Annotated in this window: 24 protein-coding genes; 20 read left to right on the top strand and 4 right to left on the bottom strand. The window is 43.4% G+C overall.

Annotated features, from left to right (window positions below):
* Positions 1-55 precede the first annotated feature (55 nt).
* The 9 genes from D2V05_RS19675 to D2V05_RS09255 all read left to right on the top strand — a co-directional run bounded on the left by D2V05_RS19675 (position 56) and on the right by D2V05_RS09255 (position 9,083).
* Positions 56-229 (top strand): hypothetical protein, encoded by a 174-nt coding sequence (locus D2V05_RS19675; RefSeq protein ID WP_183114813.1) that lies wholly within the window; start codon positions 56-58, stop codon positions 227-229.
* 82 nt (positions 230-311) lie between these two features.
* Positions 312-1,718: a serine hydrolase domain-containing protein gene (locus D2V05_RS09290; RefSeq protein ID WP_119647319.1), complete on the top strand. Its 1,407-nt coding sequence runs from the start codon at positions 312-314 to the stop codon at positions 1,716-1,718.
* Positions 1,719-1,787: 69 nt separating this feature from the next.
* A complete protein-coding gene (locus D2V05_RS09285; RefSeq protein ID WP_119647318.1) occupies positions 1,788-2,879 on the top strand; it encodes a serine hydrolase domain-containing protein in 1,092 nt (363 codons plus the stop codon).
* An 88-nt stretch (positions 2,880-2,967) separates the two neighbouring features.
* Positions 2,968-3,771: an AraC family transcriptional regulator gene (locus tag D2V05_RS09280; RefSeq protein WP_119647317.1), complete on the top strand. Its 804-nt coding sequence runs from the start codon at positions 2,968-2,970 to the stop codon at positions 3,769-3,771.
* Between the two features lie 64 nt (positions 3,772-3,835).
* Positions 3,836-5,506: a serine hydrolase domain-containing protein gene (locus D2V05_RS09275; RefSeq protein WP_119647316.1), complete on the top strand. Its 1,671-nt coding sequence runs from the start codon at positions 3,836-3,838 to the stop codon at positions 5,504-5,506.
* Positions 5,507-5,546: 40 nt separating this feature from the next.
* Entirely contained in the window at positions 5,547-6,464 is a 918-nt protein-coding gene (locus tag D2V05_RS09270; RefSeq protein WP_119647315.1) for a ketopantoate reductase family protein, read from the top strand.
* Positions 6,465-6,508: 44 nt separating this feature from the next.
* Positions 6,509-7,138, top strand: a complete 630-nt coding sequence (locus D2V05_RS09265; RefSeq protein ID WP_119647314.1) for a cation efflux transmembrane domain-containing protein — start codon at positions 6,509-6,511, stop codon at positions 7,136-7,138.
* A 15-nt stretch (positions 7,139-7,153) separates the two neighbouring features.
* Positions 7,154-7,765, top strand: coding sequence for a class I SAM-dependent methyltransferase (locus D2V05_RS09260; protein WP_119647313.1), 612 nt, complete (start codon positions 7,154-7,156; stop codon positions 7,763-7,765).
* 55 nt (positions 7,766-7,820) lie between these two features.
* Positions 7,821-9,083, top strand: a complete 1,263-nt coding sequence (locus tag D2V05_RS09255) for an alpha/beta fold hydrolase (RefSeq protein ID WP_220473546.1) — start codon at positions 7,821-7,823, stop codon at positions 9,081-9,083.
* On the opposite strand, the gene brnQ is transcribed toward D2V05_RS09255, so the two are convergent.
* The gene (gene brnQ / locus D2V05_RS09250) at positions 9,080-10,357 is read right to left on the bottom strand and encodes a branched-chain amino acid transport system II carrier protein (protein WP_119647312.1); all 1,278 of its coding nucleotides are present in this window, start codon (positions 10,355-10,357) and stop codon (positions 9,080-9,082) included. The two genes, D2V05_RS09255 and brnQ, sit on opposite strands and share 4 nt — an antisense overlap.
* 266 nt (positions 10,358-10,623) lie before the next feature.
* On the opposite strand from brnQ, the gene D2V05_RS09245 reads away from it, so the two are divergent.
* Positions 10,624-10,884 (top strand): hypothetical protein, encoded by a 261-nt coding sequence (locus D2V05_RS09245; RefSeq protein WP_119647311.1) that lies wholly within the window; start codon positions 10,624-10,626, stop codon positions 10,882-10,884.
* A gap of 120 nt (positions 10,885-11,004) precedes the next feature.
* Here D2V05_RS09245 and thiL read toward each other — a convergent pair whose 3' ends face one another.
* A complete protein-coding gene (gene thiL / locus D2V05_RS09240) occupies positions 11,005-12,051 on the bottom strand; it encodes a thiamine-phosphate kinase (protein ID WP_119647310.1) in 1,047 nt (348 codons plus the stop codon).
* A gap of 224 nt (positions 12,052-12,275) precedes the next feature.
* Between thiL and D2V05_RS09235 the strand changes: the two genes are divergently transcribed.
* From D2V05_RS09235 to D2V05_RS09190, 10 genes are all read left to right on the top strand, one after another.
* Positions 12,276-12,605, top strand: coding sequence for a HesB/IscA family protein (locus tag D2V05_RS09235; RefSeq protein ID WP_119639084.1), 330 nt, complete (start codon positions 12,276-12,278; stop codon positions 12,603-12,605).
* A gap of 124 nt (positions 12,606-12,729) precedes the next feature.
* A complete protein-coding gene (locus tag D2V05_RS09230; RefSeq protein WP_235855423.1) occupies positions 12,730-13,011 on the top strand; it encodes a four helix bundle protein in 282 nt (93 codons plus the stop codon).
* A gap of 36 nt (positions 13,012-13,047) precedes the next feature.
* The gene (gene sufB, locus D2V05_RS09225) at positions 13,048-14,493 is read left to right on the top strand and encodes a Fe-S cluster assembly protein SufB (RefSeq protein WP_119647309.1); all 1,446 of its coding nucleotides are present in this window, start codon (positions 13,048-13,050) and stop codon (positions 14,491-14,493) included.
* A 14-nt stretch (positions 14,494-14,507) separates the two neighbouring features.
* Positions 14,508-15,386, top strand: coding sequence for an N-acyl homoserine lactonase family protein (locus tag D2V05_RS09220; protein WP_119639086.1), 879 nt, complete (start codon positions 14,508-14,510; stop codon positions 15,384-15,386).
* Between the two features lie 18 nt (positions 15,387-15,404).
* Positions 15,405-16,157 carry a Fe-S cluster assembly ATPase SufC gene (gene sufC / locus D2V05_RS09215; protein WP_119647308.1) on the top strand — a complete coding sequence of 251 codons (753 nt, stop codon included), beginning with the start codon at positions 15,405-15,407 and terminating at the stop codon, positions 16,155-16,157.
* Between the two features lie 94 nt (positions 16,158-16,251).
* Positions 16,252-17,568, top strand: a complete 1,317-nt coding sequence (gene sufD, locus D2V05_RS09210) for a Fe-S cluster assembly protein SufD (RefSeq protein ID WP_119639088.1) — start codon at positions 16,252-16,254, stop codon at positions 17,566-17,568.
* A gap of 89 nt (positions 17,569-17,657) precedes the next feature.
* Positions 17,658-18,899 (top strand): aminotransferase class V-fold PLP-dependent enzyme, encoded by a 1,242-nt coding sequence (locus D2V05_RS09205; protein WP_119647307.1) that lies wholly within the window; start codon positions 17,658-17,660, stop codon positions 18,897-18,899.
* A 72-nt stretch (positions 18,900-18,971) separates the two neighbouring features.
* Complete coding sequence (locus D2V05_RS09200; RefSeq protein ID WP_119647306.1) at positions 18,972-19,394, top strand: SufE family protein; 423 nt, start codon at positions 18,972-18,974, stop codon at positions 19,392-19,394.
* A gap of 6 nt (positions 19,395-19,400) precedes the next feature.
* Positions 19,401-19,730, top strand: a complete 330-nt coding sequence (locus tag D2V05_RS09195) for an SUF system Fe-S cluster assembly protein (protein WP_119639091.1) — start codon at positions 19,401-19,403, stop codon at positions 19,728-19,730.
* 102 nt (positions 19,731-19,832) lie between these two features.
* Complete coding sequence (locus tag D2V05_RS09190) at positions 19,833-20,342, top strand: DUF2480 family protein (RefSeq protein WP_119647305.1); 510 nt, start codon at positions 19,833-19,835, stop codon at positions 20,340-20,342.
* A gap of 161 nt (positions 20,343-20,503) precedes the next feature.
* Here the strand turns inward: D2V05_RS09190 and D2V05_RS09185 are convergent, their stop codons facing one another.
* Together D2V05_RS09185 and D2V05_RS09180 are read right to left on the bottom strand one after the other, a co-directional pair.
* A complete protein-coding gene (locus D2V05_RS09185; RefSeq protein WP_183114812.1) occupies positions 20,504-22,012 on the bottom strand; it encodes an IPT/TIG domain-containing protein in 1,509 nt (502 codons plus the stop codon).
* A gap of 161 nt (positions 22,013-22,173) precedes the next feature.
* Positions 22,174-23,739: an Ig-like domain-containing protein gene (locus D2V05_RS09180; RefSeq protein WP_119647303.1), complete on the bottom strand. Its 1,566-nt coding sequence runs from the start codon at positions 23,737-23,739 to the stop codon at positions 22,174-22,176.
* Between the last annotated feature and the right edge of the window lie 110 nt (positions 23,740-23,849).

Below are 23,849 nucleotides of genomic sequence, written 5' to 3'. Positions count from 1 at the left end.
CAAATAGGGATGCTTCACTTTGTTCAGCATGACATTTGGAATATAACAGAATGGCATGAAACACCTTTTTTTACTATTTCAGGTCGATATCGAAAAGAAAATACAGGAAGCCCCTGACAGTTCCTACGAGATTGGGGTCGTGATTGGCAGCTACCTTCCTTTTGTGGTCTTGGCCGGGATTGCCTATGCCATTTATCGTTACAACAAAAAGAGAAGGGGTTCAGAATAGTTTTTTGGTAACGAGACTGTTGCGCTTGGTTTTGATGTAAATTTCTTCGAACTTCACAGAACCGACCAATACTTCCGCACCCATGAAAAATATATTTCTGCCCCTATTGTGTTCCATTTCTTTCCTGTCTTTTTCCCAGATCAAGGAAAGTGCACAGATAGATAGCATTTTTGCGGCATGGAATCAACTGGATACCCCAGGGGCCGCCTTGGGAATTGTGAAAGATGGTGAACTGATCTATGCCAAAGGATACGGTTCGGCAGACTTGGAGCACGATCTGCCCATAACACCGTCTTCGGTTTTTTATATTGGTTCTGTGTCCAAACAGTTTGTCACCTTTTGTATCCTGCTGTTGGAAGAACAGGGCAAATTGGATTTGAACGACAAAATCCAAAAATACCTGCCCGATTTTCCTGAATACGAAGCCCCGTTGACCATTCGTCATTTTATTCACCATACCAGCGGGGTAAGGGATTACCTAACTTTGATGGATTTGAAGGGCCGAAGCTATTTGGACAATTTGGACGTGGATGAGGTCTATGAACTTATCAAACGCCAAAAAGAATTGAATTTTACTCCGGGAGAGAAATACCTGTACAGCAATTCGTGCTATTTTATGCTGGCCATGATCGTGGAAAAGGTATCCCATGAGCCCATCAGGAAGTTTGCCCATGAACATATTTTTAGTCCTTTGGGCATGCAGAACACGTTGTTTTATGACGATAATACCGATTTGATCAAGAATAGGGTGTTCAGTTATCAAAAGAAAAGGGAGGGTGAGGGATTTGACAATCTTATCATGCGTTTTGATCTAGTAGGTTCCGGTGGTGTGTATTCAAGCATTGAAGATCTTTTCCTCTGGGACCAGAACTTTTACCACAACATCCTCGGAAAAGGAGGTCAGGCCATCATCGAAAAAATGCACCAGGAAGGCGTATTGAACAACGGCGAAAGTGCTGGTTATGCCTTTGCCCTGAACAATGGCACATACAAAGGATTGCGAACGGTGAGCCATAGTGGTTCCTTGGCAGGGTACCGGGCACAATTGCTCCGCTTTCCAGATGAAAAGTTTTCAGTGATCATTCTGGCCAATCGAGATGATGCCAACCCAACGGGTAAATCGTATCAGGTGGTGGATATTCTTCTAAAGGACAGATTTAAGGAAGAACCTCCCCAAAAAGAGGTTTCGGATAAAAAAGAGGATGAAACAGCCAAGGAAAAAGATATGGATTTGGCTTCGGTTGATGTAATGGACTATGTCGGGAATTTTTATAGTGAAGAATTGGATGTGACATATAAGTTGTACATGGAAGATGACCTACTGAAGTTAAAAATCCCGAATAACGAACCGCAAGCCATGAAGATAAATGCACCTGATACGTTCATTTCAAATGGCAATCGCTATCGTTTTGAAAGAACCGATGGAAAGGTCGTCGGATTTGAATTGGATGCCGGGAGGGTCACTAACCTTAATTTTGAAAAACGATGAAACCCTTCGCTGTAACCTGAACCGAAAAGAGGTCGTCCAACCTTCCAAATCAAAAAACGGAAGGTAAACATGAAAAACAACTTTTTCAGGGGGAAGCTACTTGCACTATTTACAGTTTTAATCCTCGGAATTCAACCCATATTGACCGCACAGGATTTGGAATCCCAAATCGACCAAGTCTTGGAAACAAAATTTGAAAACAATGGCCCTGGCGCGGTTTTTCTCGTCGCAAAAAATGGAAAGATACTCTATGACAAAGCCTTTGGACTTTCCAATCTGGAACTTCAGGTGCCCATGCAGACCGATAATGTTTTTGAAATCGGTTCCATGACCAAACAGTTTACGGCGGTTTCCATTTTAATGCTGATGGAGGAAGGTAAACTGAATTTGGAAGATGAGATTACCCAGTATATTCCGGATTATCCCACGTATGGCCACCGTATTACCATTCATCATTTGTTGACGCATACATCCGGCATCAAAGATTTTACCCGGGTCAAAGGACTCAATACCATTGCCCAAAACGATATGGAGCCCATGGAAATCATCAATTTCTTTAAGGATGAACCCATGGATTTTGCCCCTGGAGCAGCGTTCAAATACAACAATTCGGGTTATGTACTATTGGGATACATCATTGAAAAAGTATCCGGGATGAGCTATGCGGATTTTGTGGAGCAGCGTATTTTTAAAAAAGTGGGCATGTCATCTTCACGCTATGCAAGCCATAGTGAAGTGGTGCCCAAAAGAGCCTCTGGCTATCATAAAAGGGAAGATTATAGCAATGCCAGGCATATCAGTTTTTCCATTCCCTATGCATCCGGGTCGTTGATGTCCACAGTAGCGGATATGCTCAAGTGGGAAGAGGTTCTCAACAACCATGTTTTGCTCAATAAGGAAACTACCCAAATGGCCTTCACCAATTATACGTTGAACAATGGAGACCCTATCAACTATGGCTATGGATGGCACATTAAACAATTGGATGATACGCTGAGCTACCAACATGGCGGCTCCATTTTTGGGTTCAAGTCCATGGGGGTGTATTTGCCCGATGAGGATATTTATGCGGTTGGGTTGAGCAATTGTGATTGCAATTCCCCAACGGAGGTGACCAGGGAAATAGCAAAACTTGTACTTGCTGCCGGCGATTCAAATTGATAAAGCCTTACTATTTGGCATTCCGGGAAAAATCCTCGAACTTCATCTTGTTTTGGCACTGGACACCAAACAATGTTGATAATTTTTGATGAAGGAACTGCAAAAGGGGGAGTATTACGGAGACCATTACCAAAAAGTGGACTTGGGCGGGATGATATTGACTGATACGGCCTATACCCACAGTAAGGTGGATTGGCACTATCATCAAAATCCTTATTTCACCTACATTTTGGAGGGCCAATTGTTCGAAGCGAACAAAAAGGAATCCTACACCTTGGGAGCAGGGAGTCTTTTGTTCCATAACTGGGACGATGCCCATTACAATATTAAACCTCCAGGTTATACCCGTGGATTCCACATTGAACTGAACAAAGAATGGTTTTTAAAATATGATCTTGGACAAGATGGTCTGGAAGGGAGCATAAACCTAAAAAATCCTTTGGTCAAAAGGAAGATGAACTCCATTTTCATGGAAACCAAGATTAGCGATGACCATTCCCCAATGAGTATTGAAATGTTATTAGTAGAGGTGTTTGGTTTGATGGAAGGGCAGCAGCAAAACCAAAAGCCCCCAAATTGGGTCCGCAAACTACAAGAATTGATTATGGAAGAGGGAGTTGATAGCTCACTGGGGAACCTAGCGGCCCAACTTCAGATTCACCCAGTGCACCTGTCCCGTGAGTTCGGCCGATATTTTGGTACCAGTTTTGGGAATTATGTTCGGTTATTGAAGGTGAACAAAGCGTTCAATATGATGGTTTCTACCAAACTGTCCATGACGGAAATCTGCTACGAATGTGGCTTTTCCGATCAGAGCCATTTCATTTCCAACTTTAAAAGGGTTTACCAGATGACCCCTTCCAAAATGTTGGGGAAAATATCCCGACGTTAATTTTATCCTATTTTGGGTTGAGTAGAAATCCCATCTTTGGAGCCAATTCATCAATCAATCAAAAATGAGACTTCAAAGCACCATTATTCTTATTGTCTTATGGGCAGGGAGCTTGTTCGGGCAGGATGTGGCCTCTTACACCGCTGGATGGGAAGGTACCATCCCCAATCCCAAGACCTTTGGCCTAACCCTTGAAATACAAGGCTTGGAGACCTCGTCTGCCAAACTGAAAATCTTTAACGATAAGGAAATCATGACCGTGCCCATCCAATGGGTCAATGGGAAAAAAGTGGAATCCCATGTTTCGGAGAGGACTTCATTTAAGGGGATGCTGTCAAAGGATGGAACAGAGATCAACGGGTTTATGAAATCCGGTATGCTCCTTTATCATATTACCTTGACAAAGTCCAAAGACAAAACATTTGAGGGAACCTGGAACATTTTGATGGTAGATGAACTCATGTCCAGTTTCTTCTACTTAAGTGTGGAAAATGGCTCGGGAGATGATTACGAGGCCTATCCCATTTTGGGTGATGATCGGTTCACAGGCACTTGGTGCGGCAATTTCAGAAAGCAAAACGACAGTATTTTCTTTTCGGACTTTAAGACTGGAATGGAGTTTAAAGGAAAGCTTTTGCCTGAAAAGATTGCGCTCGGTATGTATTTGGGCAACAATCTGATAACACAAATTGACCTAAAGAAATCACAATCGAGATGGAAGATAGGAGGATTCACGAGCAAGGACATTATGGATTCCCAGCTTCAACTTGCCGAAATGGAGTCCATGATCCTATCAGATTCTTTGGAAGGCACCCATTCCGTGCTGGTTTCAAAAAGCGGGAAATTGATCTATGAAAGGTATTTTCATGGATACAATGCCAATATCTCGCATGATATGCGTTCGGCCTCAAAAAGTATTTCTTCCAGTATAGTGGGATTGGCAAAGGATTACAAACTGTTCAAGAGTGTGGACCAATCTATTTTTGAGTTCTTGCCCGAAGAGTACCAAGACTATAAGGACGGTTCAAAATCCAAAATAGATCTGAAAAGCCTTTTGACCATGAGTTCTGGACTGGACGCTATTGATTTTGGGATTGAAAGGAATTCGTTGGGTTCTGAGGATAATTACCAACAGTCTTCGGATTGGGTGGGGACCATTTTGGCCGCGCCCATCATCAATCCGCCAAATACACATGCCTTTTATGGCTCGGCAAATCCATATCTTTTGGGGGTGGCCTTGGATTCCATCGTTCCCAGCCCCCTGGAATTTTACATGGATCAAAACCTGTTCCAGCCCCTTGGCATTACCAATTATATTATTCAAACCGATTTGACCGGGAGACCTTATTTTGGGGGAGGAATGTATATGACCCCAAGGGATATGATGAAATTTGGGCAGTTGTATCTCAATTTGGGCCAATGGAAAGGGAAACAGATCATATCCAAGGAATGGGTAGAGCAAACCTTCACAAATTATCGCCAACTGGAGAACACCAATCAAAAGAATGGATACGGCTATTTATGGTGGTTCGGACAGTACAAAGTTGGGGGGAAGATTATCAATTCAGTGGAAGCCAGAGGAGCCGGGGGGCAGTATATTTTTGTGATTCCTGAAGAAGATTTGGTAGTGGTGATCACTTCAGGGAACTATCGCAACGGGAAAACCCAACAGCCGGAAAAAATATTGGAAAATTATATACTTCCCTATATCCCAAATGGAATAAAACTACATTAAGATTGCACCACACCTGAGCTTTCTTGGTACCTTTAGTGGTATGAAAATCTATATCATTGGAGCAGGTGCTGTTGGAAAAGCCCTGGCCGTATGCCTACAACGTCATGGCAAGCACGTGGAATTGGTCCGTGGGCACGTGGAGGATGGTGTTCCCCAAAAACAGAAGATTGTTCTTCAGTTTAAAGATGGGGTCGAAATACAGGAAGACATTCAGGTCAGCACCTTGAAAGACCATGATCGATTGGACGGTCTTGTGGTACTGACCAACAAATCATTCGGGAACAAAGCACTTTCCGAAAAATTGGCAGCAAATGCTAAGGATACACCCATAGTACTTTTACAAAATGGCCTTGGGGTGGAGCAGCCTTTTTTGGAAAAAGGATTTACGGAAGTCTATCGATGCGTGCTTTTTGTGACCTGCCAACATACGGATGAGCACACGATCAGTTATAAACCTGTGGCAGAATCCCCGATTGGGACCATAAACCAAAATACCTCTAATCTAAAATCGGTGGTGGATACCCTCGACACCCCAAATTTTAGGTTTGTTGAGGAAACCGATATCCAACGAGTCATTTGGAAGAAAGTCATTGCCAACTGTGTATTTAACTCCATTTGTCCATTATTGGAAGTGGATAATGGTATTTTCCATAGAAATGAAGAGGTGATGTCCATGGCCAAAAGAGTGATTGCGGAATGTGCGTTGATTGCCAATAAAAAGGGCATTGATTTGGGCGTTTATGAACTCGAGGACCAGGTTTTGAAAATCAGTCGAATGTCCGATTGGCAATTCATTTCGACCCTGCAGGACATCAATAATAAAAGGGAGACCGAGATTGATACGCTGAACTTTGAAATTTTCCGAATGGCGCAGGCTTTAAAAGTGTCGGACAAAGTTCAGGAAACCAGAATATTGGGTGAACTAGTCAAACTGAAATCGGAATTGACCCGAAGCTGATACCATTTGATTTTTGTTCTAAAATCCCCGAAATTTACAGTTTTATGGAAAAGCAACAACAGTTGTACAAAACAGCCTTCGGATTGGCCCTGTTCACCATCTTTTACAATGTGGCAGAGGGTATCATTTCCACTTATCTCGGTTTTGAGGATGAAAGCCTGGCCCTTTTCGGCTTTGGGACCGACAGTTTTATTGAAGTGATTTCTGGCTTGGGCATTGCCCATATGATTCTACGCATTCAGAAAAACCCCGAAAGCAATCGGGACAATTTTGAACGCACCGCGCTTCGTATTACCGGGGTTGCCTTTTACATTTTAGTGGTGGGATTGGTCGTTTCCAGTCTCTATAATATTTGGACAGGACATCGCCCGTTGACCACTTTTTGGGGTGTGGTCATCTCCTTGATTTCCATTCTGATTATGTGGGTGTTGGTTTTGTGGAAAAGAAAGGTTGGTAACCAACTCAATTCTGCCCCTATTTTGGCCGATGCCAATTGTACCTTGGTCTGCATCTACATGTCCATCATTTTGTTGGTAAGCAGTGGAGTCTACGAACTTTTCAATATACCTTATATTGACAGTTTGGGGACACTTGGTTTAGCATATTTTGCCTTTAAGGAAGGCAAGGAATGTTTTGAAAAAGCCAATAGCGACAAACACTGTTGCTGTACCTGAAGAGTAGAATTTTTTATGGATAGAAAAGCGCACTGGCAGCAGGTATACGAGACCAAATCTCCCGATGAGGTAAGCTGGACGCAAAAGCGACCCAGTACTTCTTTGGAATTTATAGAAAGTTTTAGACTGGATAAAGATGCCAAGATCATTGATGTGGGCGGGGGCGACAGCAATTTGGTCGATTTTTTATTGGAGGAGGGGTATTCGGATATCACAGTGCTCGATATTTCAGCAAAAGCGTTGGAAAAGGCTCAAAACCGTTTGGGGGATAGGGCCAATAAAGTACATTGGGTGGTGAACGATATAGTCGATTATCATCCCACGGAAACCTTTGATCTTTGGCATGATCGGGCCGCTTTTCATTTTTTGACGGACCCTGAGCAAATCAATACCTATCTTAAACTGGTCAACCAGCATGTGTCCCAGTATTTGGTGTTGGGTACTTTTTCAGAAGCAGGCCCTACCAAATGTAGCGGTCTCGAAATCCAACAATACTCGGAGAACTCAATGACGGAATTGTTCAGTGAAAAATTTGATAAGATCAATTGCCAAACGGTAGATCATACAACTCCCTTTGGCACCAAGCAAAATTTTCTGTTCTGTGCTTTCAGAAAAAGGAACCCTTGATCTAAAAGAAACCATTTTATTGGATATCTTGTACTTCCAACGAAACAAACCTCTAATGAAACATTTTTTCAACACCAAAAGCAGTTCAGTGCTTAGGAGCACGCTTTCCCTATGCGCGCTTTTTATTTTTGGAACCGTGATGGCTTCGAATTCAAAAATCAAGACACAAGAATCTTTTTTGGTGACCTTGGTTACTCCCGAAAATGGAATGTATACGGTTTCCCCTGAACTGCCCGCTGATGGTAAAGTTGCCGCAGGAACTGAGTTGACGGTTACTGCCACACCATCTGAAGGATATAGTTTGGATGTGGTGTACTACACATTCAAAGGGGGTATGTGGGGAACAACAAGTATCGAGAATTTTACGCCTACCATGAAAATTGTTGTGGATAAGGACATGTCCATCGGCGCCACATTTGTTGAAAACAACTTGGTAGAAAACCTGAACGTGACCCACGATGTGGTGTATGCCAAACCAGGCGTTAAACCTTTAAAATATGATGTGTTTGCCCCAAAAGGCGCAAAGGACCTGCCAGCCGTGGTGATCATTCATGGTGGAGGATGGTCTTCCAATAATGAAGATGTGATGAGGGGATTGGCCAGGGAACTTACCAAAGGGAATCAATATGTAGTGTTCAGTATGGATTATCGCTGGGTGAACAACTTGGATGGGGATGCAACACCCAACTATATGCACAATTTGATCGAAGATGTTTTTGGTGGCATTGCCCACATTCAGGAACATGCGAAGGAATATGGGGCCGACCCCACCAAGATCGCAGTAACAGGCGATAGTGCAGGGGGACACCTTTCTGCAGCCGCCGCATTGTTGAGCCCTATGATAGGTGATGGTGGTTTCGGAACAACGGAAGGCATTTTTGAGTACATGCCCACCTATATGCCAAAAGGGAAATCCGTGGATGAGGTTAAAAAGGAGATTGTGGATGCCGTTCAGGTGGCAGCTCCAAGTTATGGTCCGTTCAATGCTTCTGATTTTAAACAGTTTATCCAACAGACCGACCAAGGATATCTGGATGCCGTTTCACCTTCCGAACATGTGCCGAATGTAGCCGATAGGGCCATCCCACATTTTATAGTTCGCGGTACCGAAGACCCTATCATTCCAGATGCCATGATACAGGGTTATGTAAATCTATTGAAGGAAAAAGGGCAAACGGTGGAGTACCTTCAAGTGGAAGGGGCAGGGCATGCTTTTTTTGATTGGAAACCCGATGCGCAGACGCGTGCCACTTTTACCAAGTATGGGGTGCCCTATGCAGCTGAAATGAAATCTTTTTTTGATTCGGTTTTTTACTAAGCGATTTCTGTTTTTTGTTGTGTCAGGTTGGAAATGACCAAGGCCGCTAGGGCAGGCAATACCCATCCCAGTTGGTATTGACTCAAAGGTATCCATGAGGTATAGGGTTGGATAGCCTCCCCCCAACCAATACTTCCCAAGAAATCAGGGATACTGAAAAGAATGGTTACCAAGACCACGGTTTTGAATACTGCGGGCGGCGTAAACCTGTCGGGCAGTACATTCAACAAAATCAATATGATGGTGATTGGGTAGATGAACATAAGGGCAGGCAACGCCACGGCAATAATGTAACCTACATTGAACTGTCCCACCAAAACACCCAAAACGCAACCGACCAAGGCAGTGATCCTGTACGCCAAAATAGAGTCCTTGAACTGGCTTTTCACAAAATCAGAAGTACCGGTAACAATACCCACGGCAGTGGTAAAACAAGCCAGACTGACCAAAACACTCAAGAATAGGTTGGCCGTATTTCCTAAAGTTGCAATGCTGATGCCGCTCAATAATGCGGTTCGGGAAATGTCAGCGTCAAAGGATTTTCCAAAAAGGGCACCCGTTAAAATAAGTCCGGCGTAGATTACAAAGAGTCCTAAACCAGCCCAAAACCCGGCAGCACGGATCAACCGTCTTTTATCAGTGTAGGCAGCTTCTTTTTCTTTCAGGTTGATGGACACAATGATCACAGCACCCACCACAACGGCGCCAATGGCATCAAAAGTTTGGTAACCTTCCAAAATACCATAACTGAACGGGCTGTTGAAGGTGGAAGGTGCAAAATCAAAATCCAGGGTGAAAACACTTATGGTCATGATCAAGATCAAAACAATGAGGATTCCAGGGGTGAGCAGTTTTCCAATAAGATCCAACACCTTGGTGCGGTTGATGGCAAAAATGAAAACCAGTACAAAATAGATGAGGCTGGTAAGTACATAGGAAGAATCCCAAAAGGGTTGTATGGCCATTTCATGGGTCACCGAGGCTGTCCTTGGCGAAGGCAGCGCTATGGCGATCGCATACATGATAAAACAATACACTGTGCTGAATAACGGGGACACCTTTTTGGCAAAATCGAACATGGTACCCTGCAGTTTGGCATGCGCTAAAATGCCCATTAAAGGGACCACTACACCCGAAACACAAAACCCTAAGGCCACCAACCACCAAAGATTTCCTGCTTTGAACCCCAAAAGAGGAGGAAGGATAAGATTTCCGGCGCCAAAAAAGAGGGAAAAAAGGGCAAAAGAGGTAATTGTTAACGATTTTTTGTCCATAGGGTGTTGATAATTTATTTTCAATGTGGTATATTTCGAAAGCGTTGTTCAGCGGATTTTATCGACTTTTTACCGATAAGCCTGCATTTCGTCGAAAAAAAGACTTTGTTCAGAAGCGTGCAAAATAAAAAGTTATCAACATCCGTTCCTATAGAAAAGTTGAACCCAAAACAATTCGATATAACAAAAAACTACGTTTAACCAAATTACGGCATTTTTCGATTCCCCAAATCGCACTTGATGCTTTTTCCAAACAACACCGGCTTATGAAAACTTCTACCCACCAACACCAACACGGTAACAAATTCACTTCTTTTTTCTGCAGCTTGTTCGGGCACCATTATGTGGTTTCCAAAAAAGTGACCCAGCACATCAAAGAATACAAATGCATCCATTGCCAAAAAGAGGTTACCACGGATGTCAGCGGCAAACTATCTGTCTTGACACCCCAAATGCAAGAAATTAACAGTACATTGGAAGATATGTACCAAAAAAGAAAAAGTAGGGTAGTTCACCAAGTGGCATAGCCCTTTTTTATTTTTTAAGAGGCCCAAATCTTTTATCCCGGAAACTTAAGTAATTGCCTACTGCTATCGGTTGCGTGCCCCAAAACCATGGTAGGGATGCCCTTGATTTTCGGGATTTTTTTATGGTTTGAACGAATTCCAGCCCTGTGCCGTAATGGGAATTTTGGTCTCGGCCCTAGTAATGAGGTGTACCCCTTCACTCTTCTCCGTCATATGCCCGATAACCGTTAGATTCGGATTCCCTTTGATCTTTGGAAAGTCGGCCTGGTCAATGGTGAACAAGAGCTCATAATCCTCACCCCCTCCCAAAGCGATCATGGTACTGTCCATCTTGAATTCCTCACAGGTAGAAATGACCGAGGGATCCAACGGAATTTTATCCTCGAACAGATTGCAGCCTACCCCACCGTGCTTGCACAAGTGCAATATTTCGGAAGAAAGCCCATCACTGATATCGATCATGGAAGTCGGTTTTACTTCCAACTTTTCTAACAACTCCACCATATCTTTGCGGGCTTCCGGTTTCAATTGGCGTTCTACTAGATAGGAGTAGGGCTCCAGATCGGGTTGACTTTTGGGGTTGACTTTGTACACCTCTTTTTCACGTTCCAATACCTGAAGGCCCAAATAAGCGCCGCCTAAATCTCCGGTCACGACCAAAAGATCATTCGGTTTGCTGCCTTTGCGGTATGCAATTTTGGATTCCTCGGCAGATCCGATTGCGGTAACGCTAATGATCATGCCTTTGTTGGACGAGGTGGTATCCCCTCCGACCAAATCCACGTTATAGAGTTTGCAGGCCAAGGCAACCCCTTCGTAAAACTCCTCAAGGGCTTCCAAAGGAAATCTATTGGAAACCGCTATGGATATGGTGATTTGGGTAGCCATGGCATTCATGGCATAGATATCGGAAAGATTGACCATTACGGATTTATAGCCCAAGTGTTTCAGGGGCATATAGCTCAGGTCAAAATGGACCCCTTCCACCAACATATCGGTGGAAACAACCACTTTTTTGTCTTTGAAGTCCATCACTGCAGCATCGTCACCAACCCCAACTAGGGAGGAAGGTTGTTTCAATTCAAAATGTTGGGTAAGATGGTCGATCAAGCCAAATTCGCCCAGTTCTTCCAAGGAAGTTCGTTGTGGATTCTTGTCTTCTAGCATTTTGCAAAAGTAAACAGGATAATCGTAAATTGTAAAGTGGGCAATGGTATAATATTTTTTACGACAAAGGTTTCAAAATATTGGTGTAATGTGCCAGAAAGCCAGTGGGTGCGAATTCCATAGAAAAGACCTATGGAATCATTCGTTATTATAATGTTAGTAAATGTGGTAAAACCCTTCTTATACAGTATATTTGTGGGCTATTTAGATTAAATTCAAGTAAGATGATAAAAGTATCGGATACGGCAAGACAAAAAGTGGTGTCGCTCATGACCGAGGAAGGTTATGACGCTGCAACCGATTTTGTCCGTGTCGGTGTGAAAAGTGGCGGGTGCAGCGGATTGTCTTACGAACTAAAGTTTGACAAGACCGCAGCGGATACGGATAAGATTTTTGAAGACAATGAAGTTCGCATCATTGTGGATAAAAAGAGCTTTCTGTACTTGGTAGGCACCATTTTGGAATATTCAGGAGGGTTGAACGGAAAGGGCTTTGTGTTCAACAACCCCAACGCGCAACGCACCTGTGGATGCGGAGAAAGTTTTTCGCTTTAAATAAAAGTCAAAGAGCTAATAGTTAAAAGTTAATTTGGAATGTATAGCTCTTTTGAAGATTTAGAGGTTTATAAAACGACAATTAAGCTTACCGCTAAAGTCTATGATTTATTGAAAGAGTCCCTTGAAAGAAGATTTTGCAATGGTTGATCAAGTTAAAAGAGCAACGATTTCGATTTCAAACAATATTTCAGAGGGATTTGAAAGGGAGACAGATAAAGAATTGATAAGGTTTCTTTATTTCTCAAAAGGTTCAGCAGGGGAAGTAAGAAATCTTTTCAATCTGATGGAACAGATAGGATATTTTAAAGCTGTCGAATTGGTTGATTACAAGAGTCAAGTAATCGATATATCAAAACAGCTTGCAAATTATATTAAGTATGTTGGAAAGAGAAGCGGACTTTAACTGTTTTTACTTTTTAACTCTTAACTTAGAAAAGATATGGCTTATACAGAGGAAGAATTAAAAAAAGAACTGGAGACCAAGGAATACGAGTACGGTTTCTACACGGATATTGAATCGGATACCCTTCCCAAAGGGTTGAACGAGGAAATCGTGATTGCCATTTCCAAAAAGAAGAACGAACCAGATTGGATGACGGAATGGCGTTTGGAAGCTTTTCGTGCTTGGCAGGAAATGGAAGAACCTGAATGGGCTAACGTAACCTACAAGAAGCCCAATTTTCAGGATATTTCCTATTATTCGGCCCCTAACAAGAAGCCTAAGTACAATAGTTTGGACGAGGTAGATCCAGAATTGTTGGACACCTTCAAAAAGCTGGGAATTTCTCTTGATGAGCAAAAGAAATTGGCCGGTGTTGCGGTGGATATCGTTATGGACTCCGTTTCTGTGGCCACTACTTTCAAAAAGACCTTGGCCGAAAAGGGGATTATTTTCTGTTCCATTTCCGAAGCCATCCAAGAACACCCTGAATTGGTGAAGAAGTATATTGGAACCGTGGTTCCTAAAAAGGACAATTTTTATGCAGCATTGAACTCGGCCGTATTCTCTGACGGGTCTTTCTGCTACATTCCGAAAGGAGTTAGGTGTCCGATGGAGCTTTCCACCTATTTCCGTATCAACCAAGCGGGAACCGGCCAGTTTGAAAGGACTTTGGTGGTTGCCGACGAAGGAAGTTATGTAAGCTATTTGGAAGGATGTACCGCACCCTCCCGCGACGAGAACCAATTGCACGCTGCTGTGGTGGAGTTGATTGCCTTGGACAATGCCGAAATCAAATACTCCACCGTACAGAACTGGTTCCCAGGGGATAAGGAAGGAAAAGGAGGTGTTTTCAATTTTGTGACCAAGCGCGGACTTTGCGAAAAGAACGCCAAAATATCTTGGACACAGGTAGAAACCGGTTCTGCCGTAACTTGGAAATATCCTTCCTGTGTGTTGAAGGGAGACAACTCTATTGGGGAATTCTATTCCATCGCCGTTACGAATAACTTTCAACAAGCCGATACCGGAACTAAAATGATCCACTTGGGCAAGAACACCAAGAGTACCATCATTTCCAAAGGTATTTCGGCAGGTCAGTCCCAAAACAGTTACCGAGGTTTGGTACAAGTGAGCAGCCGTGCGGACAATGCGCGTAATTTCTCCCAATGTGATTCCCTGTTGATGGGCAACCGTTGTGGAGCACATACCTTCCCTTATATTGAAGTGAAGAACAAATCGGCACAGATAGAACACGAAGCCACCACGAGTAAGATCGGTGAAGACCAAATTTTCTATTGCAACCAACGGGGTATCGACACCGAAAAGGCCATTGCCTTGATCGTGAACGGTTTCAGTAAAGAAGTGTTGAACAAACTGCCCATGGAATTTGCCGTGGAAGCCCAAAAGCTATTGGAAATCAGCTTGGAAGGCTCTGTAGGATAAACAAAAAACAACGTATGAAAAAGTTACTGGCATTACTGTTGGTCCTTGCTACTTTTTCTTGCAAGCAGGCCAAAAAAGAAACCGCCGAGGTGGAACAGACCGTGGCGGAAGAAGCAAAACCGGAAGTGAAACTTTACGCCTTCAGTGGGGGAACCGTGAATGCGAACAAGTTGGAACTCTTTTCCCAAGATACCACCTATACCGGACAATCCAAGGAGTTTGGTGATGCGTTCTACGTTATCGTACACCCAAAAGGTACCTTGATGTGGGATGCTGGACTTCCTGAAAGCTTGGTAGGCATGGATGCCCCCTACACGTCTCCGGATGGAGCGTTTACCGTTTCCAGGAAGGATTCCGTGGTGAACCAATTGGCCACCATCGGGATGAAACCCAGTGACATTGATTACATCGCCCTGTCCCACACCCATTTTGACCATGTTGGCCATGCCAATGAATTTGCAGGGTCTACTTGGTTGGTGCAGGAAAAGGAATATGATTTTGCGACCAGCGAGGAGAACCAAAAGAACAACGCGGATATCTATAATGCCATAAAAGATTTGACCAAGGTCAAGAAAATCGCGAACACCGATTATGATGTGTTTGGCGATGGTACCGTGGTGATGAAATTTATGCCCGGACATACTCCAGGACACCAAGTACTGTTTTTGGATTTGGCCGAGTTCGGTCCATTGTTGCTTTCTGGCGATATGTACCATTTTTATGAAAACAGGGAATACCGTAGAGTACCCATTTTCAATTACGATGTGGCCCAGACCAAGGCAAGTATGGCAGCGTTTGAGGCCTTTGCAGAGGAAAAAGGGGCAACCGTATACCTACAACATTCCAAAGAAGATTTTGAAAAATTGCCCAAGGCACCCAACTACTTAAAATAATATTTGAAGAAGAACAGCATGTTAGAAATCAAGAATTTACACGCAAGCGTAGAAGATAAAGAAATCCTGAAGGGAATCGACCTAAAGGTGAATGCCGGAGAGGTACACGCCATCATGGGTCCTAACGGGTCTGGTAAAAGTACCTTGGCATCGGTGATTGCCGGAAAGGAGGATTTTGAGGTAGAGGAAGGCAGTATTGTTTTGGAGGGTGAGGACCTTGACGAGTTGGCCCCAGAGGAAAGAGCGCATAAAGGAATTTTCCTTTCGTTCCAATACCCTGTGGAGATTCCGGGTGTATCGGTAACCAACTTCATCAAAACCGCCATCAACGAATCCCGCAAAGCACGAGGTTTGGAAGAAATGCCCGCCAATGAGATGTTGAAGAAGATCCGTGAGAAATCCGAGTTGTTGGAAATCGATCGCAAGTTTCTTTCCCGTTCATTGAACGAAGGGTTCTCTGGAGGTGAGAAAAAGCGTAACGAGATCTTTCAAATGGCGATGATGGAACCGAAGCTGGCCATTTTGGATGAAACCGACTCCGGTTTGGACATTGATGCGCTTCGCATTGTGGCCAATGGGGTGAACAAATTGCGTAACAAGGACAATGCGATCATCGTAATCACCCATTACCAGCGTTTGTTGGATTATATCGTTCCGGATTTTGTACACGTATTGTACAACGGAAAAATCGTGAAATCCGGCACCAAGGAATTGGCGCTTGAGTTGGAGGAGAAAGGGTACGATTGGATCAAACAGGAAGCTACGGTTTAAGCATTTTGTCATTCCCATGAAAATGGGAATCCAAATGATTCAAAAACAATCTTAATGAGATTCCTGCTTTCGCAGGAATGACAAGGAGTAAAATATGGATTTAAAGGAAAAATTAATCTCATCATTCTTGGCATTCGAGAACAATGTGGACTTGGATCATCCGGTGCACGAAGTACGTTCGGAGGCCATCAAGAATTTTGAAAACAAAGGGTTTCCATCCAAAAAGGAGGAAGCTTGGAAATATACATCCCTAAATAGCCTTCAAAAGGTAGATTTCAGCATTTTCCCCAAAGAGGAATCAACGTTGGAATACAAGGATGTAAAGAAGTATTTCCTTCACGAGATCGATACCTACAAGATTGTGTTCGTGGATGGCGTATATAGTTCCTATCTTTCGGAAACCACCCATGATGGGGTGGATGTTTGCTTGATGAGCTCCGCTTTCAGCAAACCGATGTTCCGTCAGGTCATCGAGGTATATTTTAACAAAGTAGCCTCTAAGGATGAATCGTTGACCACCTTGAATACGGCTTTTAGCAAGGAAGGGGCCTACATTTATATCCCGAAGAACAAAATGCCCAAAAAGCCTATCCAGATTTTACATTTGGCAACAGGCAATGAGGCAGCACTCATGTTGCAGCCCCGTAACCTGATTGTAGCGGAGGACAATGCCGAGGTGCAGATCATTGAGCGCCATCAAAGTTTGACGGACAATGAGGTATTTACCAATTCGGTAACGGAGATTTTTGCGGGCAAGGATGCCATTGTGGATTATTATAAAGTTCAGAATGATGCCCCAACCGCTTCGTTGGTGGACAACACCTATATTTCTCAAAAGGACAGCAGTGTAGTTCGGGTACATACCTTCTCTTTCGGAGGGAAATTGATCCGTAACAACCTGAACTTTTATCAAAACGGTGAGCGTATCGATTCTACCTTGAAAGGAGTGACCATCTTGGGAGATAAACAACATGTGGACCATCACACTTTGGTGCACCACAGACAACCCAATTGCGAGAGCCACCAAGATTACAAGGGAATTTTTGGAGATAGTTCCACAGGGGTATTCAACGGAAAAATCATTGTGGACAAAATTGCCCAAAAGACGGATGCCTTTCAGCAGAACAACAATATTTTGTTGAGCGACAGGGCCACCATCAACTCAAAACCCCAATTGGAAATCTTTGCGGACGACGTGAAATGTTCCCATGGATGCACCATTGGGCAGTTGGACGAGGACGCCCTTTTCTATTTACGATCTAGGGGGATTCCCAAAAAAGAGGCCACAGCCCTATTGATGTATGCCTTTGCCAACAACGTTTTGGAAAGTGTCCGCATCCCAGAGCTTAAATCAAGGATCAACAAGATTATTGCCAATAAATTGGGTGTAAGGGTCGGTTTCGATCTTTAGATTAAGGTGTCATTTCGAGCCCAAGTCCTGAACTTGTGAGGGAAGGGCGAGAAATCTCATGATATTCTAGATTTTTCACTTCGTTCAAAATGACAGATAGAAGCATTTTAACAAATAAATTTGATGTGGATACCATCCGCAAGGATTTTCCCATACTCAACCGAGAGGTAAATGGGCAGCCTTTGGTGTATTTGGATAATGCCGCGACTTCTCAAACTCCCCAGCAAGTGATCGATGTGATTGTGGATTACTATCACAGGTATAATGCGAACATTCATCGCGGGGTACATACACTCTCACAGGAAGCAACAGATGCCTATGAAGTGGCAAGGCAAAAAATCCAGAAACACTTCAATATTGCCCATTCCTACGAAGTGATTTTCACTTCTGGGACTACCCATGGCATCAATTTGGTAGCCACAGGCTTTACGTCCTTTTTAAAAAATGGGGATGAGGTTATCGTGTCTGCCATGGAGCATCATTCCAATATTGTGCCTTGGCAAATGCTCTGTGAGCGTACCGGTGCCCAATTGAAGGTGATTCCGATGAATCTGGATGGGGAATTGATCATGGAAGAATACCACAAGCTATTGAACGAACGCACCAAGTTGGTCTTTTGTAACCATGTGTCCAACGCTTTGGGAACCATCAATCCGATCGAAGAAATCATTGATGCAGCTCATAAAGTGGATGCAGCCGTTTTGATCGACGGTGCACAGGCTGCGGCCCACATCAAACCCGATCTACAGGCCCTCGATGTGGATTTTTATACCGTTTCTGCCCATAAAATGTGTGGCCCCACGGGGGTAGGCATGCTTTATGGGAAAGAAAAGTGGCTCAACAAACTACCACCCTATCAAGGTGGGGGCGAAATGATCGCTGAGGTTACTTTTGAAAAGACCACCTATGCCGATCTCCCCCATAAGTTTGAAGCGGGCACTCCCAATATTTGTGGTGGCATCGCTTTTGGTGCCGCTTTGGATTACATGAACCATATCGGTTTTGAAGCCATTGCCCAATATGAGGAAGAATTGATGCAATATGCCACGAAACAGTTGCTCACCATAGAAGGATTGAGAATTTACGGAACGGCCAAGCATAAAACTTCGGTGATTTCCTTTAATATTGATGGGGCTCATCCGTATGATATCGGGACCATTCTGGACAAATTAGGAATTGCCGTAAGAACAGGTCACCATTGCGCCCAACCTATCATGGATTTTTATAAAATCCCGGGAACGGTAAGGGCCAGTTTCAGTTTTTATAATACCCAAGAAGAAGTGGATGCTTTGGTGAAAGGGGTGAAGAGGGCCAGAAATATGTTGTTGTAGGCCAACCGTTATCATTATCTTAAACACTTGAAAAGCAACTTTCCGAGTTGTATTTTTGAACAAAACCGAAACATGACGATACAAGAGATACAGAATGATATAGTGGATGAATTCTCCATGTTCGATGATTGGATGCAGCGTTATGAGTACATGATAGAACTGGGTAAATCACTTCCATTGATCGATGATCAATATAAGACCGATGACAATTTGATCAAGGGTTGCCAGAGCAAAGTGTGGGTCCATGCCGAGCTCGATGGCGACAGATTGGTGTTCACAGCGGATAGTGATGCCATCATTACCAAAGGGATCATTGCCATATTGATCAGGGCGTTCAGCAATCAAAAACCACAGGATATCATTGATGCTGATACGGATTTTATTGATGAAATTGGATTGAAGGAGCATTTGTCGCCCACCAGGGCCAATGGTTTGGTAAGTATGATCAAGCAATTGAAATTGTACGCTGTGGCCTATCAGACACAATTAAACTAGAACAGGATGAGCGAAGAAATCACCATAGATACCCAAGAACTGGGTGAAAAAATAGTAAGGGTCCTCAAGACCATATATGACCCTGAGATACCGGTTGACATTTATGAGTTGGGGTTGATTTACGACGTGTTCGTGAATGAGGATAATGATGTCAAGATTTTGATGACCCTAACATCTCCCAACTGCCCAGTGGCCGAAAGTTTGCCCGTTGAGGTGGAAGAAAAGGTAAAATCAATTGACGATTTGAACGATGTGGAGGTGGAAATCACCTTTGATCCTCCTTGGACCCAGGAACTGATGAGCGAAGAAGCGAAGTTGGAGTTGGGTCTTTTGTAGCTGGATTGTAATGTCATTCCGCACGAATACTGAGCGGAGTCGAAGTAAGGTGCGGAATCCATGTTCAATTAAAAAGATTCCTGCTTTCGCAGGAAGGACAGTATGGAAAAAGAAATCATAAACCGAGTTGCCCAAAGCCAATTGGTCACCTTTGACCTGGAAGATTATTATCCCAAAGGTGAACGGAAGGTACTGGACGTTTCAGAATGGCTTTATGAAGGCATTATCTTGCGTGAAAAGGAGTTCCGTGCCTATGTGGATGCCCATAATTGGTCCAACTACCAAGATGCTTATGTGGCGCTTCATTGTTCTTCGGATGCCATAATCCCGGGTTGGGCTTTTATGTTGGTAGCTTCTAGGTTGGCACCCTATGTCAAAAGGGTTGTTGTAGGGAATTTGGTAGATTTGGAAACCTCACTTTTCCAGACAATTATAGAAAACCTTGATGTTTCAGAATTTGCGGATAAGCCGGTAATCATCAAAGGATGTTCCCATAAACCCGTTCCCGAAAATGCTTACATCATGGCCATGATGAAAATACAGGAAGTTGCCAAAAGTGTGATGTATGGGGAGGCTTGTTCTTCTGTTCCCCTGTTCAAGAAAAAGAAGTGATTTTATGTGTTGATTTCCGATATCGGGCGGGTGATGATTTGGAATGACACGAATTTCACCAATTTACATGAATTCATTTTTCTCTTGATTCTTTAAAGATTATAAACAAAAAAGCCCCACATTACTGCAGGGCCATTTTTAGGCAGGTTTTAATTTCAATGTTATTTTACAAAGATGGAATAAGCAGTAGCAGCCCCAACTCCATCTGAAAGGGATTCTGCTGAGCCATTTTTCCATAATGTTGCCACAACCACGTTGTTTTCATTATATGCAAAACCAGTAACATAGACATCTTCTCCATCAACAGAGATAGAAATGGCACTTGCATTTTTGATTCCATTCGAAAGATCTTGTACTACCCCATTTTTCCATAAGGTGGCTACACTTACATTATTTGCATTTTCAATGGATCCAACGGCATATACATTTCCTTCGGAGACATATATGGAATAAATATTAGCATCCGTTGTTCCATCGGATAGGTTCTGGGCCAAACCATTTTTCCAAAGTGCCGCTACTTGAACGTTATTGGCATTGGTATAGCTGCCCCCCATGTACACATCTTGTCCATCCACATAAACTGAATATGCAACGGAGAGCGAAATTTCATCGGAAAGATTTTGTTTTATACCATTCTTCCATAGGGTTGCTATGGATTCGTCGTTTGCATTATCTATGTAACCGGCCACATAGACATCCCCATCTTTTATAAAAATGGAATATGCAGAGGAGGCTTTGTCCCCTTCATACAGTTCATTGGTCCCCCCATTTTTCCAGAGTACCGCCAAAAAGGGAGAATAATCCACATAACCTGAGACATAAATATCCGAACTGTCCACATATAATGAAGATGTAAAGGCATTGTTTATTCCGTTCGAAAGCTCTTGAGCGACCCCATTTTTCCATAGGGTAGCCACATAAATATTATTTTCATTTACAGTATTACCTGCAACATACACATCCGGACCGGTTACAAATACTGCTTCAGCATAAGAGGCGCCATTGGAGAGTTGTTGCATTGCTCCATTTTTCCATAAGGTGGCCACTGTTAAGTTCTGGGCATTTTTGGCATAACCTGCCACATACACGTTGGGGTGAACGGTCACTGTACAGATGGCCTCATCACCATCAACAGAGGCAGTAATGGTGGCAGTTCCCGACCCAGTGGCGGTTACGTTTCCATTTTCATCCACGATGGCCACATTTTCGTTGTCCGAACTCCAAGTGATGTCCGAGTTGTTTCCTTGGCTCAGCGTGGCGGTCAAGGCGGCATTGTCAAGCGTAAACAGCTCCAACGAACTCTTGTCAAGCGCAATCGTAGTGGTGACCGTAAAGTTGGTTGCACTGGTGGCGGTTTCCCCATCCACTGTTACACTGATTTTAGCTGTGGTCGCCCCTTCAGGAACGGTGACGATAAGTTTTGTACTGGTAGCGATGGCTACATTGGCGGCCACATCCCCAAATTTTACTTCGTTTTCTGCCGGTGTGGCACTAAAATGGGTTCCATTGATAGTGACCTGCGTACCCACAGGCCCAGAGGCAGGATTAAAATCGGTAATAGTGGGCATCGTGTCCATAGGTTTCGGATCATCGTCTTTGCCACAGGACCAAATGAGCACAAAGGCCATTGTAAAGAGCAGTACAGGGAATAAGGTTCCTTTTCTTTTCATGAGAATTGTTTTTGAAAGTACAAGAAAGAGTATAATGAAATGGCAAATAGGGGTCAATTGGTGTATGCTTATTGTGACTTGATAAATGGGTGAAATGGATATATGGGCCATAAAAAAGCCCCCATAGGTTGAGGGCTTTATAATCGGTTGATGTAAAATGATTATTTGACGAAAAGTGAACTCACATAGGTGTCAATAGTCCCATCAGATAAATATTCTGCAACGCCATTTTTCCATAGGGTAGCCGTCCAGATATCGTTGATGTTTTTGAGATATCCTGCCACATATACATTATCTCCATCCACATATACCGACGCTGCATGGGCATTTGCGGTACCATCCGAAAGAGCAATGGGGTTCCCGTTCAACCATAGGGTTGCCACTAGGATATTACTGGCATTTCTAACGTATCCGGATACGTATACGTTGTTTGCCTTAATAAAAATAGACCCTGCTTCAGAACCAGCATTTTGATCTGGGAGTTTTTCGGCCAAACCATTTTTCCAGAGGGTTGCCTCCCAAATATCATTGACATTCTTTTGGTAACCAACAACATATACATCCGAACCATCTACATAAACTGAATTGGCAATAGAACTGGAGAGTCCACCCGAAAGGTCGGTTGCTATTCCATTTTTCCATAGGGTTGCAACACTATTGGTTCCGTTGTTCACAATTCCAACAACATATAAATCTCCTTGATTTATATATATGGAATTTGCAAAGGCATGTGTATTTCCATCTGATAGTGCTTGCGCCTCACCATTTATCCAAAGGGTCGCGACAAATTGGTCATTTGCATTTTTTTTCATTCCTGCCACATAAATATTGGAATCCTTGACAACTACTGACTGTGCATAGGAATTTTTAGTGCCATCAGATAGTTCCTGTGGAACTTCATTTTTCCAGAGGGTCGCTACCCAAACATCATTTGCATTCTTATGGTAACCTGCAACATATACATCGGTACCATCCACATATATGGATTTTGTAGAACTAGTTATGCTCTCATCTGGCAACTCTTGGCCCATGCCATTTTTCCAATACGTTGCTTCACTCACATCGTATATGGGTTCGATAGTTCCTGCCACATACACATTTGGGTTTACCACAACAGTACAAGTGGTCGTGGTCTTACCTAACTTGGCCGTAATAGTAGCGGTGCCAGGTTCTACTGCAGTTACGTTCCCCGTTTCATCCACGGTGGCCACTTCCTCATTGTCCGAGGTCCAGACGATCTCAAGACCTTCTGCATTGGTCACAGTGGCCGTTAGGGTTTCGGTATTCATGGTATAGAGTTCCAGAGATTCCTTGTTCAGGGTAATGGTAGGGGAGTCTGGTTCCGGCTCTACATCTTCCACGGCGATGGTAACTTCGGCATAGCGCCCCACAATGCCATCATGGGCCATAATGGTAATGGTATGTTCTTCGGCGGTCTCAAAATCGAGGTGTTTCCCTTGGGCCAAGCTTAAATTACCTGAAGGTGAGATTTCGAAAAGGTCATCATCATTGGTGCGGATGCTAAAGGTGATTTTGTCATGGTCCACCTCATCTTTGGCGGTTACGGTGCCAATAATTTGGGTGTCGGAAATGTCTTCCTTGGCACTAAAGCTATGGTCCTTGACCACAGGGGCGGTATTTACATAGGTTGATACAGGCTCGTTGGGGTCGCATGCCCATAATACGGTTACGGCCAAGGTACCCCATAAAAGTTTTCTAATTTTCATTTTTCTGAATTTTTGATATTAAGGCACAACAAGATGGACTATTAACATGGAATTGGAAGTGAGGATCTTACCTATGCCCCTTTTGAATTGATGGATGAAGGACGATTTCC

It is taken from the genome of Flagellimonas pelagia, assembly GCF_003584135.1.
GTDB classification, from domain to species: domain Bacteria; phylum Bacteroidota; class Bacteroidia; order Flavobacteriales; family Flavobacteriaceae; genus Flagellimonas; species Flagellimonas pelagia.
The sequence above is the reverse complement of the archived record's forward strand: the minus strand, read 5'-3'. Positions and strand labels throughout refer to the sequence as shown.